Below are 15,280 nucleotides of genomic sequence, written 5' to 3' on the forward strand. Positions count from 1 at the left end.
CGGCGCTCACCGCCGCCCTGGCGCTGCCCCTGGTGTGGCGGCGCCGGGCCCCGCTCGCGGTGTTCGCCGCCGTGGTGGCCGCGGCCTTCGTCCAGTGGCTGGCGGACGTCCAACTGCCCGCGGACATCGCCCTGCCGGTGGCCCTGTACACGGCGGCCGCACACACGGGCCGGCGCGGCACGCTGCTCGCCGCCGCCGTCGTGGAGGGCGGGGCCGTGCTGGCCTGCCTGCGCTGGGCATCGAACGGCGCGTTCCTGACCCCGTTCGTCGCGCTCTCCGCGACGGTAACCGCCGCCGCCGTCCTCGGGGTGAACGTGCGGACCGGCCGGGCCTACCTAGCCGCCGTGCAGGAGCGGGCCGAACGGCTGGCGCTGCACCAGGAGCAGCAGGCGCTGCTGGCCGTCGCCGAGGAGCGGGCCCGGATCACCCGCGAGATGCACGACATCGTCACCCACAACCTGTCCGTCATGGTCGCGCTCACCGACGCCGCCGTCTACGCGCAGCACAGGTCCCCGGACCGGGCCACCGCCGCGATGCTGCAGATCTCCGAGACGGGCCGGCAGGCCCTCACCGACATGCGGCGCTCGTTGGGCGTCCTGCGGGCCGACGAGCCGGACGCCGAGCGCCACCCGCTGCCCGGCATCGCCCAGCTGGAGGCGCTCGCCGACCAGATGGCCGCCGCCGGGCTGCCGACCGGCCTGGAGGTCCGCGGCGGCCATGCCCATGTGCCGGCCACCGCACAACTCACCGTCTACCGCCTGGTGCAGGAAGCGTTGACCAACACCCTCAAGCACACCCCCGCCGGCACCCGCGCGACGGTCCTGGTCGAGTGCTCCGCCGGGAGCGTCGGCGTGGAGGTCACCGACAGCGGCCCCCGGTCGGCGCTTCCCGCGGCCGCACCGTCCGGCCACGGCATCCCCGGCATGCGCGAGCGCGCGGCCGCCTACGGGGGGACGCTGCGGGCCGGACCGCTTCCGAGCGGCGGCTGGGGTGTGCGGACCCGGCTCCTGCTGGGCAGCGGCGGGACGGGCGCCGTATGACGATCCGCATCGTGATCGCCGACGACGAGGCGCTGCTCCGGATGGCCTTCGGCACGGTCCTGGAGGCCCAGCCCGACATGGCGCCGGTCGGCGAGGCCGCGGACGGCGCCCAGGCCGTCCGCCTCTGCCGGGAGCTGCGGCCCGACGTCGTACTGATGGACGTCCGGATGCCCGGGACGGACGGGATCGAGGCGACCCGGCAGGTCGTCGAGGTCTCCCCGGGAACCAGGGTGCTGATCCTGACCACGTTCGACCTGGACGCGTACGCCTTCGCCGCGCTCGGCGCCGGGGCCTCGGGCTTCCTGCTGAAGAACACCCGGCCCGAGGAGCTGCTCACCGCGATCCGCAACGTCGCGGCGGGCGACGCGGTGCTCTCCCCGCGGATCACCCGGCGCCTGCTGGAGGACTTCCGTCCGCACCTGGCCGAGGTGGGCACCGCCGTCCGCGACGAGCGGCTGGACCGGCTCAGCGCCCGGGAGCGCGAGGTCCTCGCCGAGGTCGGTCGCGGCCTGTCCAACGCCGAGATCGCGGCCGCCCTGTACCTCGCGGAGGCGACCGTGAAGTCCCATCTGGGGCGGATCCTGCTCAAGCTGGAACTCCGCGACCGGATCCAGGCGGTGGTCTTCGCCCACGAGAACCGCCTGGTCCCCCCGGCCTGACGCCGGCCGAGGCTCAGAACAGCGGCCGGACCACGGCCCGGACCGGGCCGACCATTTCCACCAGCGACCGGGCGAGGATGCGGTCGCACTCGGAGAACCAAGATCCGCAGCGTAGCGACCCCACCCGCAAACTGCGGATCCCGGTCGCAGATGTATCCGCCACGTTCCAACACGCGCCTTTTCCCGGATTCCGGAGCGACCGAAACACGCCGGCTCGATATCCCGGCTGGCTCGTTGAGCCTCACGACCACGCCGGACGACCTTCCAGGGGGACCACGTTGACCTCGGCAGCGCGCAGATCCCTGCCGTCCTGGGCCGAATCGCACGGCTGTCATGGCGAACCGGCCGGCGGGCAGTGGCAGCGTGTGGCGTGTTCGAAGGCCCTGTACAGGCGCCCGGGGCCGCGGCTGCTGATCCTGCGCTTCGCCCCCGTCCTGCTGCCGGCCTCCCCCATCCGCGCTCTGCGGAAGATCCCCGCCCGCGCGGCCGTGCCGCCCGCCCGTCAAGGAGCACCTTCATGACCACCGCGTCCAGCACGGCCGCGACATACTGGGAGCCGCTCTGGTCCCAGGGCCGCCGCTACCGGCAGCTCGACGACATCGAGAACCGGCTGCTGGACGACCGCCTCGGCCCCGGCCGCGGCCGCCCGGCCCTCGATATCGGCTGCGGCGACGGCTCGCTTGCCCGACACCTCGCCCGGCTCGGCTACTGCACGACCGGCATCGACTGCTCCCCCAGCGCCGTCGCGCTCGCCGCCGCCCAAGACACCGGGTCCGGTCACGAGCCGATCTGGCGGTGCATGGACATCACCACGATTGACCTCAGCGCCCTGCCGGAGCCGGCGTACGCGGTCATCACCTGCCGCCTCGTTTACCGGTGGATCGGCGACAAGGCGGCCTTCCTCGCGAGCGTCCGGCAGCTCCTTGCGCCCGGAGGCGTGTTCTGGGTCGTCACCGAGATCGCCGGCCGCCGTGCGACCAATGACCCGGCTCTGCACCGGCTCGGGATCACCTCGGCGGAGGCGGAGCTCCTGACGTCGGGCTGGTCCGTCGTACGAACGTCGGACCTGGACGTCCTGCGCTGCTACGCCCTGCGCCCCTGACCACCCGCCTTGCTGGACCGGAGCACACCATGCCGGACATCGAGACACACAACAGGGCCGTCTGGTCCACGTACGGCGCCCACCAGAGCGGCAGAGGGATCGAGCTGCCCGAGCTGGATCCGTGGGCCTGGGACATCCCCGACACGGGACCCGGCATCGAGATCCTCGGCGACGTCGCGGGGCTGCGCGTACTCGACCTCGGCAGTGGGCTCGGCCGCCATGCCGCACGCGTGGCCGCCTTGGGTGCGCAGGTCACGGCCGTGGACTCCTCCCCCACCCAGCACCAGCGCGCCGCGGCCCGCCACCCGGGCACCCCTGGTCTCCGCCTGCTCTGCGCCGATGCCGTGGACCACCTGCGCGACGCAGAGCCGTACGACCTCGTGTACTCGGTGAGCGGCCTCCCGTTCGCGGACCCACACAGCCTGCTGCCCGCGCTGGCCCATGGAATCCGGCCCGGCGGGCGCCTGATCTTCTCCGCGTTGCACACCGACTCCCACGGCGACGGCCCGTCGACCGAGGTGGCCGCGCGGCCCGAAGTACTGCGGCTGCCCGGCGCCACCGAGGAACACCCGGTCCATGTGTGGGTCCTGAGCCCGCAGCTGTGGGAGGACCTCCTGGGCGAGCACGGCTTCGTCCTGGAGTCCGTCACGACGATCGGCTCCCCGCAGCCGGAAAGCAAGGTCTCCTACCGGCTGTACGCCGCCCGCCGCCCGCCGCCCAAGCGCGTGCCGAGCCGACCCCGGACCAGCGCGCCACCCCCGCCGGACACGGCGCTCGGAGTCGGCGTGATCGCGCACGGCCCGGAGGGCGTCCTGCTCGGGCAGCATCGGCACGGTACGTGGGAGCTCGCCGGCGGAACCGTCGAGCCGGGCGAGACCTTCACCCGGGCAGCCGTCCGCGAACTCCGCGGGAATCCGGTCTTATCGCCGAGCCCGGCGACGTGCAGATGCTGGGCACCTCCTGGACCGGTCGGGCGACGTCCTCCGGGTGACGGTGCCCGTCGCCGTCACCCAGTGGACCGGCCTCCCCGCAGCAGCGTGAGGAGGCCATCCGAGCCTGGAGGTTCTGGCCCCTGGACGGCTTGCCCGGCCGCTGTTCGTACCGAGCGCCCAGTGCCTGACAGCCTGGAAGCCGGACCTGCCGCTCGACCACCCGCCCACCGACTTCCAGGCCCCCCGCTACCCGGGCCGCGCCTGGCCCGGCCACCACACCCCCCTCGTTCGGCAGAAAGGCACCACCACCGTGACCCCGCCCCCTTCGATGCGCCCTTCCCGTCTCTTCTGGCCGTCTTCGCTCACCCGGACGACGAATCACTCCTCGCCGGTGGCGTGCTCGCCCAGCACGCTGACGCGGGCGCCCGCACCGCGGTCGTCACCGCCACCTGGACGGCCGGCAGCCACCGCATCCCCGAACTCGCCGACGCCCTGGGCGTCTTGGGCGCAGGCATCCCGCGGCTGCTCGGCTACGCCGACGCCCGCAACCCCGCCTCGGCACCCGGCGGTGCCGTACGCCTCGTCGATGCGCCCCTCGACGAGGCCGTCGGCCGCCTCGTCGCACACATCCGCCAGTTTCAGCCCGACATCGTGGTCGGCCACGATGCCCTGGGACAGCTCACCGGGCACCCGGACCACAGACGCGCCCACCAGATCACCCTCCTCGCCGTCGAGGCCGCCGGCCTGCCACACCTGTATCCCGACGCCGGCGAGCCCTGGCAGCCAGCAGCCGTGTACGCGGCCACGCACGCGAAATCCGGTGTTCGCCTGCTGGGCCCGCTGCTTCAGAGCGCGGGGAAGACGGTCCTCGCGGCGCCGGACGCATACGTGACCACGACGGTCGACGTCTCACCGTGGGCCGCCTTGAAGTGGGCTGCGATCCTCGCCCACCGAAGCGAGGTCGCCCGCGAGCGTTCCCTGCCCGGCCTCCTCGCCCGCCTGCCCGAAACCGAACGCGCCGAAATCATCCGCGCCGAGTCCTTCACCCGGCTCTCCCTCGGCCCCGCGCCGTGCGACCCTCACCGGCTCATCGCCTGACCGGCCTACCACCCGCAGGTTGCCCACCTGATCGGGCGGGCACAGCCGTCGTCGCCGGAGCCGCCTTCCAGGACCGCCTCTGGCGCCCCGGGCTCGAGCCGCTCCTGGAGTTCGCCGACCTACGGATCATCCGGTGCACCACACCCGCACCAACCATCGCTCAACGCATCACCGACCGTACCCAGAGCGACAGCCACCGGCTGCCCACGGCGACAAGGCCCTGCTCGCCGACATGGAGGCCGACGTCTACGACCCCGACCGGTTCGTTCCCATCAGTCTGACCGCCTCGAACCTGCTGGTGGACACCTCCGACGGCTACGCACCCGGCCGACGGCCGACGATTACGACGTGCCGCGCCCCTTCCCCACGTATGCGAGTGTCCGGATGTGACAGGACACCGTCATTGAAGCAAGCCGGGACGACTGTGACGATGGGCGCATGTCGCTGACCGTACCCGCTGCGCCTGACACTCCCACCTGTGCCGCTGCTCTCGAAGTCGCCACTGCCTACTGCACCCCGGCCTTGCTGAACCACTCGGTTCGGTCCTATGTGTGGGCGTCCGCGTATGCCGCGGACCGGGGGATCGAGTACGACGCCGAGTTGCTGTACGTGGCCGCGCTGCTCCACGACGTTGGGCTGGTCCCGGAGTTCGACAGCCACACCGTCGCCTTCGACGAGGCCGGCGGACACGTGGCGTGGGTGTTCGCTGCCGGCGCGGGATGGCCGGTAGAGCGTCGGCAGCGGCTGTCCGAGGTCATCGTGCGCCACATGTGGGACTCGGTGGACGTGCAGGAGGACCCGGAGGGCCACCTGCTGGAGCGCTCCACCGCCGTGGACATCTCCGGACGCAATGCAGAGGACTTCGCCCCGGGGTTCCGGGCGCAGGTCCTGGACCGCTACCCTCGCCTGGGCCTCGCGGACGAGTTCCTGGCCTGCTTCCGGGACCAGGCCGCGCGCAAGCCTGAAAGCTCCCCCGCGGCCTTGGTACGCGGCGGTCTCGCCGAGCGCATCCTCGCGAACCCGCACCCGCTGGAAAGCTGAGCGGACCGGACGGTGCCCGGTCGTGGTTCGACCGGGCAGCCGACCGTACTGCACGGCGCTCTCGCGCCGGCGATCGCCAGCCACCCGCCCAAACGCAAAGTCGCTCCTCTTCGGAATGCAACTGGGCAAGGTCTAGGCCCGATGGCCACTCAACCGCTGTGGGTAGCGCTACGCCCAGCGAACATCGTCCATCCCACGCTCGGCACGTATGTGAGCCGCCCGCAGAGAGGAGATGGTCACCTGCTTGGTCATCTCCTGGTCGATCCGCGCGGGTGCCGACGGTGCAGCCTGCGATCTGTCTGGATCATCGCCAACTGCTCAGGCCCGACGGCGGCCCGTCTTGATCCACTCCGACGCAACAGCGCATGTCACGAAGGGCGCAACAAACACCGTCAACATCCACAAACCCACACTCGCCGGCGAGTAGATGAAGTAGCTCCACCGCTCCGGAAGGAGCGATGGAGCCAGCAAGAGCACGACGAGCAGGACCCACGTGGCCAGCACCACGGCTGCCGTGCGGACTGCCACCATCCCCCATCACCCTTCCACCATGTCCGCGCGCAACTCCATCGTCGCCGCGTTACGCCTCTGTTCGTCCACCCCCACGGCCACGCGCCCCAAGCGGGGTCTGCAAGCCCTCCCCCGATATCCCAGTCCAGGGTGATGCGCAGCCGCCGGGCCCTGAACGGAAGCGGTCGGTGACTCAGACCTCACCGAGCACAGGGGCCGGCGGCCGTCAAGTGCCCTACAACCTGGCGGGCCTGCTCCGGGCGCAGCGGGGCCGTTCAGTCGTCCTGGCCCTCGACATCGTCAGCGAGGGCCGGCCACAGGTCATCGAGCGGGAACCTCGCGTGCCCCCTCTTGCGCAGCACACCAGCAGTTTGCGGAACCCGTCGTCGTGGCCTGGCCGCTGGCGCGACATCGGTTGCCACCGCGCCCCGGCAGCCGAGCCTCGAACCCCATCAGGAGCCGTCTCCGCCGCTCATCCAGGTGCGGCTGGGCAACTCACCAAAATGTGAGGCCGTCCGCCCTCACATTTCCGGGGCCTACGTCGTCGGACCCTCGAGACACCATCGATCCAGCGCCACGAGGCAGAAGGAGCCCCCCGTCATTGACTGCCTGACCTCTGCCGTCATGACGGACTTCCCGTCATCACTACTAGCTGTTTAACGGTCCCCGTTCCCGATACGTCACCAGAAGGAGTTCCCACCATGTCAGTCATGCGGAAGGCTGCGGCTTCGGCTGCCGCGTCCCTCATCGTCCCGTCATTTCCGCCAGCCGGACAGGCGGAGACCCTCGACAACATGTACGCCGCCAACTACTACGGGCCCCGATGCGGCCACACCACCCTCTCCAGAACTGCGGCGCCCGCGAACGGGCCTTCCGCGCCCCTGAACCCGGCCGCTGGCACGACTGCCACCCCAGCCCGCCGACTCCTCGGTGGCGTAGCACGTGCGCACGGGCGCCTGAGTAGTCGTACTCAGGCGCGCCAACCCCACCGTTCCGGTACTGGCTGCCGAACGAACGGGGGAAGTCGTGAGACGACGCCGGTCAAGGCTTGAAATGTGGGTGCCGGCTTGCTGCTTGGCGGTGGTGGTCGGGCTGTTGGTCTGGGTGGACGTGCTCGTCCGGACCGGGGACGCCGGGTTCGCCGGCATGTGGTTGATGCTGGCCACCGCACCGCTCAGCCTCCTGGCCATGGGGCTGATCGCGCCCGATCCCGAGTCGCTCGGCGTACCGGAGGGCGCACCGCCCGTCCACACGGGCCCTGTGCCGCCCGGGCCCCAGCCCGTGCCTGCGCTTGTGCCTGTGCCTGTGGGACCGCCTCCGACCGACTCGGGAGCGAACGACATGCCCGGCGCCGAACTGTCCGACATGTGGGTGGGGTTCCGGCTCTACGGTGTGAACCTGGCCTGCGCCCTGGTCAACGCCACGGCGCTCTGGGCGCTGGTACGCAGCCTGACCGGCATCCTCGCACGCCGCCGACACGCTCCCGGACTGCCGTAGCTCAGGGGTGGATGCGCGCCTGCGTCAGGAGGATTGCGGCATGCCACGGCTTCGGCCGAACCACCCCACACCCACGCGTCAGCAGTCCCGGAACGGTCGACTTTCCGGACAAAAGACCGTCAATTTGCTCTGTCTCTATGGAGGGATCATCGGCATGGAGATTCTTCGGTATGTGTTCCTTGTCTTCCACCTCTTCGGGTTCGCCGCGCTCCTGGGAGGCATCTTCTTCCAGCTGAGAGGGAAGGACCCGGTGACTGGCAGTTACATGGTGAGCAGCGCGGTCGTTCAGCTGGTCACGGGTGCGGGACTCATCTGGACCCGAATATCCCTGGACCTGCCGGTGGCTCAGGCGAAGATGGGGGTGAAACTGGCCTTGGACGTCCTGTTGGCGGTGACAGCGCTGGTGGGCATGCGCAACAAGCAACCGTGGGCCTTCTTTGCCGTGGGGGTGTTCACGGCGGCCGCAGCCATCGTGGCCGTCGTGTGGAAGTAGTTCCTCAGCGGGCCCGGGCGGGCATTTCCTGGGCTGGCCCGCACCCGGGGGCCTTGGCCCGCACCGCTGCCGGCGCCCCGGCGTGGCGGCTGGTGTCCGCGCCGGCGGACAGATATTCGCCCAGCCCGGCGCGTAGCCGCAGGGATCACCGGATCGTTGGTTGATGTGTGTCGTTGACTGACGCCCAGTAGGCGCGTATCGAGCCGTTGCTGCCGGATCGGACGCCGAAGCGGGGTGGGTGGTGGCGTGATCACCGGCAGGTGATGGACGCCATCGCGTTCAAGTACCGCGCGGGCACGCCGTGGATGGACCTGCCCGAGCGCTTCGGGTCGTGGAAGGGCGCCCACAGCAGGCTGCGGATGTGGGCCATCGACGGCACCTGGGAACGCGTCTTCGCCGCCCTGCTCGCCAAGGCCGACGCCGAGGAGGACCTGGACTGGGTCGTCGCCGTCGACTCAACCATTCGTCCGCGCCCACCAGCACGCCGCCGGGGCCCGTCAGAAGGGGCCCCGGCCGGCGAGCCGGCCGACCATGTCCGCACTCCGAAGAGGTCTTCGAGGCCGCCGATGCCGAGAAGCCGGCCACCGAGGGGTGGCAGCGCTACGACGTCGAGTCCTTGTACGCCTGCAACTCCTCCAGGCTGCGAAACCCTCGACCTCGACCGGAGCGGCCATTGCCTTCACCTGAGCGGGTGTCGTCAAACGAATGACGACAGACGTCGCGCTGCGCATCCACGACGGCGCGTTCTCCGCCACGGACCTCACCGCCCGCCACCCCCGCACCGGCGAACTGCTGTCCACAGTGAAGTTCATGGTGCAGGCCCTCCCGCGAACTCCCACGCGAGCTCATCTACGACGGACTGCGGGCCGCCGAGGCCAAGGGCAACGAGGGCGCCGCCCGGCCGTCCCTGCCGACAAGACCGACGCCGTGCGCACCGCGTACCTGGAGGGCCGCTCCATCGCCGTTCTCGCCCGCAACCACGGCGTCAGCTGCGGCGCCATCCGTACCGCCGTTGCCGACAGGTTGGGGCGCCGGGTCGGCCGCGCCCGCCTCCTGTCGTTAACCATTCCCGCCGAACCAACCACGCCCTAAACTGCGACCGCTCCAAAACCTGGCGATCATCAGGAGGGCACGCAAGATGTACCGAGCACTGATCTGCGCATTCGCGGCCGTGACGTTAGTCGTGTCCGGGGGAAGTGCCGCCACCGCTTCCGACGGCGCTCCGCCGCGCACCACGCACGGCCCTTGCCAGTACACGCAGACCCCGGACGAGCCGCCCGCGCGCCTTGTTCCACTGCCGCCGGACCCGCGGCGCACCCCCAACCGTGGCACGGTTGACATGGCTGTTCCGACCAGCCAGGGCCCGCTCCCGCTGCGCTTGGACCGGGCCAAGGCGCCTTGCACGGTCCAGAGTTTCCTGCACCTGGCACGGCACGGTTTCTACGACCGCACGGTGTGCCACCGTCTGACGGCATATCCGACGCTGAAGGTCCTGCAGTGCGGCGACCCGACCGGTACCGGTGAGGGAGGGCCCGGGTACAAGTACAAGGACGAGCTGCCGGTGGACCTGCCACCCGCACCGACCGATCCGACCGGCGCGCGCCGCCTGTACGGGCGCGGCCTGCTGGCGATGGCCAACGCCGGTCCGGACACGAACGGCTCACAGTTCTTCGTCGTCTACGGCGACTCCGCACTCCGACCGAACTACACGGTGTTCGGCACGGTCGGCCCCGACGGCCTGGCAACACTCGACAAAACCGCCGCCGGAGGAATCGAGCCGACCGCGGAGAACCCGGCACCGGTCGACGGCACACCCGTGTTGCGGACCGAGCTGCTCCGCATCCGGCCGTCCTGCCGGCACTGACTCCCGGCCGGCCCTGCTCCGCAGGTGGAGCAGGGGTTGGCAGACGTGGGCGAGGACGAGGAGCCGGTCCTCGATTCGAGGACCGGCAACAGCCGCCGGTCTGCAGGTACGACGAGGCCCAGGCCGCGAAGCGGCTGCACACGACGGTCGCGGTGCTGCGCTGGGCGCGGCACGTGGGCGTGGTCCCGGATCCGGACGTGAGCGGCTTCACTGTGGCTCACCTGGGCAAACGGGAGATCACCTTCAGGGGTTCACACTTCCGGTCCCCCGCCTGATGCAACCCTGCAGACAACCTCCAGCCCCCTTCCTGTGCAACCCTCTTCGGGGCCTTCAGTTTGTCCGGTGCTGGATCGCGTACGTCTCGGACGGCACGGCAGTGCCGTCGGCGGTTGGGCTGTCTGTGGGGGTGGGGGCAGGCAGGCGGTGATGGTGATGTGTGTCCGCCGGGGAGCGAGACTTCACGTCCCTGGGCATCCGCGTCGAGCGGTTCCTGACCGACAACGCGTGGGTCTACAGCAAAACACGTGCCGCGACACATGCCGTGACTTCGGCATCAGCCCCCGCTGGACCCGGCCCTGGCGGCCGCAGAGCAACGGGAAGGTCGCACGCTTCCACCGCACCTGCTCAAGGAATGGGCCTACCAGAAGCCCTACGCCTCAGACCACGAACGCAGGGAAGAGTTCACCGGCTGCTGCGCTGGTACAACTACCACCGACCCATACCGGCACCGGTGGCCAAACACCCTCCAGCCGCGTCACCGACCTGTCCCGACAACACACCTAGGCACAGGCTTCCGCAGGCGGCGTGACCGGTACGGGCCCTGCTCCGACGAACGCGTCGGCCCAGTCCCGTACGGCCTGTTGGTACGGGGCGGTGTTGGTGGCCAGATTCAGGTCGTGGCCCGCCCCCGGCTGGACGTACGTGTGCAGGCATGCCGCAGATCCGAAGTACGGGTCCTCCTGGGCCTTGAGCGCTGCCGTACTGGCGCAGTTGCCGCTCAGAGGGTCGCAGAAGAACTGGTCCTGGTCGCCGACGGCGAGCAGGACCGGGTGCTGGATCCGGCGTGAGTACGGCAGGAGGTCGGCCACGCCGAGACCGTCGAGCGCCTCGGTGGCGCTGAACACGTCCTTGGTGGCCTCATCGGTGGCGAGCACCACCGGGTCGGTGGTCGCGGGGGCGTAGAAGTCGGTACCCCGGGTGCCGGGCCTCGTGGTCAGGTACCCCGGGTCGTAGGACTTCCCGGTGAAAGCAGGGTCCAGAGCTGCGGGGTAGAAGGACGAGGTGAAGATTTTCACGACCTCCGGGGCGACGATCCGGTGGGTGATGCCCGTGAGCACCACGGCGTCCGCATCGTGGTAGGTGCCCGCTTCGATGACGCTGATCAGCGAGCCGAGCGAATGGCCGCCGAGGATGGTCTTGCGGAAGACCGTGCCGCCGATCCGGCCGCCGCGCAGGGCCTGGATCACCTGGTGTACGGCCTCGGCCTGGAGGGACGCGGTGAGCAGGGCGCTGGGCGGGCGTGAGCTCGCGCCGGTTCCGAGCCGGTCCACGACGAAGGTGGCATAGCCGGCATCGTTCATGGCCCGGCGGAAGTTGTACGTCTCGGGTCGGTACGGGAAGTCCCAGTAGGTGTGGTTGTACGTTGCGCCGGGCACCAGCACCATCACCGTGTCGGCCGTACGACCCGCGGGCACGCACAGGGTGCCGTGCATCGTCGCCGACACGAGACCGGTGACGGGGACGCCTGCACCCTGGCACGAGATCGGCGCTGCCTGCGCTGCCCTGCCGGGCACGCACACCGCCAGTAGTGCGGCCAGCCCGAGAGCACACCTCACTCGTACGCTATTGCCGTAACGGGCCACACGCGCCTCCACGTTCCGCAGTACGGCAGTCAAGGGCTGCCGACCTGAGCCGAAGACAGAACCATGCAGGCACAGGGCCTGCCCTCTGCTGGTGCTCCCGCGCTCGGGAGGCCACCGCGCGATAAGCACACTGCGCCCGTAGTGTGTCTTTGGCCAGAGCGGGCGAGGGCGGGCGAGGGGTTGTGCAGGGGCGCGCACCCGGCACGCATGGCGAGAGCGCGGCGCGTACGGAGTGGCTTGAAGCAACTGGCCGCACGGCCGCCAGCGCGATGTCGAGGACCGGCCTGCACCCACGCCCACACTGCTGCGGCCGCCGCCCTGGCCCGTTCGGCGAGCCGGTAGACGGTGCGGGCGCCGAACGCGGCGATGGCTGAGGCCCTCCACCGCTCGCGCAGCTCGGTCAGCAACAGCAGCAAGTGGCGAACAGATCCAGGCCTGGCTCGAAGTGGACGGAACCTGCTACTGGCCGAATGTCGCCCTGGCAATCGCCTGGTCGGCGGCGGGCAAGCAAGCCAACCTCATGGCTGTCTCCGGCGAGGCGCCCTACGTGTTCGACGACTCGGAGGAGGGCATGGCGGAATACCTCAGGCTGCTTGCCGAGGACGCCGCGCAACCGGTTACCGACAAGCCGGAGGAGACTGCCGGGGCAACGGTGTGAACGGGGTGCCGAGGGGGCGCTGAGGGCGGCGGCGCCGCCGCCGCACGCCTCGTCGCTGGTCAAGGAGGGCCGGCCCTGTTCGGCTGGGACAAGCCCTCCGGCGGCATCGGCCGCGAGTGGGAGCGGCGCGCCGCCACGAGGAGCGCGAGCGCCTCCTGGTACTGCATCGGTGTTTGCTGCGACGGTCGGGCAGTTTGTGGTGGGGTCCGGCCGCGCCGTCTGCAGTGGCCGGTGCGGGCTGGTGCTCGGTAGTCCTCGCCCGTCCGGCCCGCCGCCGCGTCCGCCTTGCCTTCCGACCGCGCGAGGCTCGCGTACGGACGTCAACGCAGCTGCGCACCTGCGCCGCCCGCCCGGGCGGGCGGCGCAGGGCCGGCTGACCTCACGGTTCGAGGTCGACGACCCCCTTGCCGCCCAGGATGTCCAGCGGCACGGAGACCTGGTCGTGCGTGATCAGCCATTCGCCGTCGATCTTCCGGAAGCAGAAGGTGGCCCGGACCCACATGCCGCCCGCCGCCGTCCCGTCGGGCAGCGTGCCGCTGAGGCGACCGAAGCCGTGCGCGAACGCCACGTCCTCGCCCACCGTGGGCATCAGGTCGCGCACCTCGTAGGTCACGTCCTGGAAGAACGCGAACACTTTCGCCCAGTTCTTGAGTTTCGCGTCGATCCCCACGTGCTGGAGCGGCGGATCGATGTCGAAGGACACGACGTCCGCCGAGTAGAGCCTCCTCAGGACCTCAAGGTCTTTGGCCTGGATCGCATCGATGATCCCGTCCATGTGGCGCCGGATCGCGGTTTCGTCCGTCTCGCGCGGTGCGGGCGTTGCGGTCCGCCCTTCCGTGCTCCGGGCGACGACGCGGTCCAGCAGCGCGTCCAGGGCGCCGACGTGGTGGGCGCCCGGCTTGAGCGTCGCCTGGTCCTCGAAGTCGGTGTGCAGGGACAGCGAGACCTGCGGGGTCACCGCACCCATCCGAAGGAGCTCGCACAGTTCCCGCAACTGCCGGGCCGCACGGGCGCCGCCGCGGACGCCGTAGGAGACGAACCCCACGGCCTTGTGGGTCCACTCCGCGTACAGGTGGTCGATCGCGTTCTTGAGCACGCCGGGAATGGAGGCGTTGTACTCGGGGGTGACCATCACGAATCCGTCGAAGCGGGCGATGGTGTCCGCCCATGCCCGGGTGTGCCCGTGCCGGTACTGCCCGGTGAGCGCGGGCAGCGGCTCGTCCAGATGCGGCAGCGGGTGGTCGAGCAGGTCGATCACCTCGAACTCTGCGTCGCCCCGCTGGGTCGCCCGCTCGTGGACCCACCGGGCAACCTGGTCGCCCTTGCGGCCGGGGCGGGTACTGCCGATGAGTATTCCGATCCTGGTCATCGCTGTCTCCTGAGGTGTTCCACCCGGGTTCTCCGGGCCGGTGGCGTCTCCGAGCGGTACGACGACGCGACCCCGCGGAACGTCAGGGAGAGCCTTGAACCTGACAATCGGACGTGCTGTCTCGTCGGATCGGCGAGGGACGATCCGAGATCAAGGAGCCACCGGAACCATGACCGACCGCGCGAAGTCACGACACGAAGAGTCCGACTCGGGCTTGGACGCGATCATCGGCGAGCGGCGCCAGCTGATCGGTCTGGCCTACCGGCTCCTCGGTTCCCTGGCCGAGGCCGAGGACGCGGTCCAGGAGACCTACACCCGCTGGTATGCCATGTCCCCACAGCAGCAGGCCGCCATCGAGGCCCCCGGAGCCTGGCTGAGAACGGTGGCCACCCGCGTGTGCCTGGACCTCCTCGGCTCAGCGCGGGTACGGCGCGAGCGCTACGTGGGCGAATGGATCCCCGAGCCGCTGCCCGAGCGGACCGACTGGATCAGCGGGCGCCCGGGCACCACCGCGACCGACCCCGCGGACCCGGCCGACCGGGTCACACTCGACGAGTCGGTGGGCATGGCGTTCCTCGTCGTCCTCGAATCCCTGACCCCGGCCCAGCGCGTCGCGCTCATCCTGCACGACGTCTTCGGCTACCCGTTCGCCGAGATCGCGGGGATCACCGGCCGCACCCCGGCGGCATGCCGCGAACTGGCCTCCTCTGCCCGGCGCCGCGTCCGCGCCTCCCTACCGCCTGATGCCTCGACAGCCCACCAGGCGGGCCTCGTCAGGGACTTCAAACAGGCGTGGGACGCCCGAGACATCAACGCCCTCGTCAGCCTCCTCGCCCCCGATGCCACGTTCACGGCGGACGGCGGCGGCATGGTCGCCGCCGCGCTCCATCCGATCGAGGGCGGTGAAGGGATCGCGCGCTACGTCACCGACCTCGCCGTCCGGGCGTCCGGCGGCCTGACGATCCTGGAGCGCACGGTCAACGGCCGGGCCGGTCTGGTGCTCGAGTACCAAGGCGTCACCGCGGCGGTGTGCGCGTTCGACGTCGCGAACGACCTGATCACGCACATCTGGGCGGTGCGCAACCCCGAGAAACTTCGCCCGTGGACGGCGCGCTGACCGGACAGGCGGGTTCCCCGGGTGCCGGATCGGGCGGC

13 protein-coding genes and 3 pseudogenes are annotated in these 15,280 nt (G+C 70.7%); 14 read left to right on the forward strand and 2 right to left on the reverse strand.

Features of this window, described 5'->3' with window-relative positions:
• The 12 genes and pseudogenes from ABZ924_RS31285 to ABZ924_RS31340 form a co-directional block, all read left to right on the forward strand.
• Positions 1–1,040 (forward strand): histidine kinase (locus tag ABZ924_RS31285; protein WP_361917231.1); only part of this gene is annotated, 1,040 nt, incomplete at its 5' end.
• Entirely contained in the window at positions 1,037–1,699 is a 663-nt protein-coding gene (locus ABZ924_RS31290; RefSeq protein WP_361917234.1) for a response regulator transcription factor, read from the forward strand. The genes ABZ924_RS31285 and ABZ924_RS31290, both read left to right, overlap by 4 nt.
• Before the next feature lie 517 nt (positions 1,700–2,216).
• Entirely contained in the window at positions 2,217–2,801 is a 585-nt protein-coding gene (locus ABZ924_RS31295; RefSeq protein ID WP_361917237.1) for a class I SAM-dependent methyltransferase, read from the forward strand.
• A gap of 29 nt (positions 2,802–2,830) precedes the next feature.
• Positions 2,831–3,649, forward strand: a pseudogene (locus tag ABZ924_RS31300) (class I SAM-dependent methyltransferase); the annotation flags it as partial.
• A 432-nt stretch (positions 3,650–4,081) separates the two neighbouring features.
• A complete protein-coding gene (locus tag ABZ924_RS31305) occupies positions 4,082–4,831 on the forward strand; it encodes a PIG-L family deacetylase (RefSeq protein ID WP_361917287.1) in 750 nt (249 codons plus the stop codon).
• A gap of 438 nt (positions 4,832–5,269) precedes the next feature.
• The gene (locus ABZ924_RS31310; protein WP_361917240.1) at positions 5,270–5,872 is read left to right on the forward strand and encodes an HD domain-containing protein; all 603 of its coding nucleotides are present in this window, start codon (positions 5,270–5,272) and stop codon (positions 5,870–5,872) included.
• A gap of 1,851 nt (positions 5,873–7,723) precedes the next feature.
• On the forward strand, positions 7,724–7,879 hold the full coding sequence (locus ABZ924_RS31315; protein ID WP_361917243.1) for a hypothetical protein: 156 nt from the start codon (positions 7,724–7,726) through the stop codon (positions 7,877–7,879).
• 154 nt (positions 7,880–8,033) lie between these two features.
• Positions 8,034–8,372, forward strand: coding sequence for a hypothetical protein (locus ABZ924_RS31320; protein WP_361917246.1), 339 nt, complete (start codon positions 8,034–8,036; stop codon positions 8,370–8,372).
• Between the two features lie 206 nt (positions 8,373–8,578).
• A pseudogene (locus ABZ924_RS31325) lies at positions 8,579–8,707 on the forward strand (transposase); the annotation flags it as partial.
• 370 nt (positions 8,708–9,077) lie between these two features.
• Positions 9,078–9,464 carry a hypothetical protein gene (locus ABZ924_RS31330; protein WP_361917296.1) on the forward strand — a complete coding sequence of 129 codons (387 nt, stop codon included), beginning with the start codon at positions 9,078–9,080 and terminating at the stop codon, positions 9,462–9,464.
• A 247-nt stretch (positions 9,465–9,711) separates the two neighbouring features.
• The gene (locus ABZ924_RS31335; RefSeq protein WP_361917249.1) at positions 9,712–10,236 is read left to right on the forward strand and encodes a peptidylprolyl isomerase; all 525 of its coding nucleotides are present in this window, start codon (positions 9,712–9,714) and stop codon (positions 10,234–10,236) included.
• A gap of 457 nt (positions 10,237–10,693) precedes the next feature.
• Positions 10,694–11,019 (forward strand): annotated as a pseudogene (locus ABZ924_RS31340) (integrase core domain-containing protein); the annotation flags it as partial.
• Here the strand turns inward: ABZ924_RS31340 and ABZ924_RS31345 are convergent.
• Positions 11,016–11,960: an alpha/beta fold hydrolase gene (locus ABZ924_RS31345; RefSeq protein ID WP_361917252.1), complete on the reverse strand. Its 945-nt coding sequence runs from the start codon at positions 11,958–11,960 to the stop codon at positions 11,016–11,018. The pseudogene ABZ924_RS31340 and the gene ABZ924_RS31345 sit on opposite strands and share 4 nt — an antisense overlap.
• 583 nt (positions 11,961–12,543) lie before the next feature.
• Here ABZ924_RS31345 and ABZ924_RS31350 point away from each other — a divergent pair.
• A complete protein-coding gene (locus tag ABZ924_RS31350; protein WP_361917255.1) occupies positions 12,544–12,756 on the forward strand; it encodes a hypothetical protein in 213 nt (70 codons plus the stop codon).
• Between the two features lie 379 nt (positions 12,757–13,135).
• On the opposite strand, the gene ABZ924_RS31355 is transcribed toward ABZ924_RS31350, so the two are convergent.
• Positions 13,136–14,125, reverse strand: a complete 990-nt coding sequence (locus tag ABZ924_RS31355) for an NAD(P)H-dependent oxidoreductase (RefSeq protein WP_361917258.1) — start codon at positions 14,123–14,125, stop codon at positions 13,136–13,138.
• 169 nt (positions 14,126–14,294) lie between these two features.
• Between ABZ924_RS31355 and sigJ the strand changes: the two genes are divergently transcribed.
• Positions 14,295–15,242, forward strand: a complete 948-nt coding sequence (gene sigJ / locus ABZ924_RS31360) for an RNA polymerase sigma factor SigJ (protein ID WP_361917261.1) — start codon at positions 14,295–14,297, stop codon at positions 15,240–15,242.
• Positions 15,243–15,280: the final 38 nt, after the last annotated feature.

It is taken from the genome of Streptomyces sp. NPDC046876 (assembly GCF_040645035.1).
In the GTDB taxonomy this organism is placed as follows: domain Bacteria; phylum Actinomycetota; class Actinomycetes; order Streptomycetales; family Streptomycetaceae; genus Streptomyces.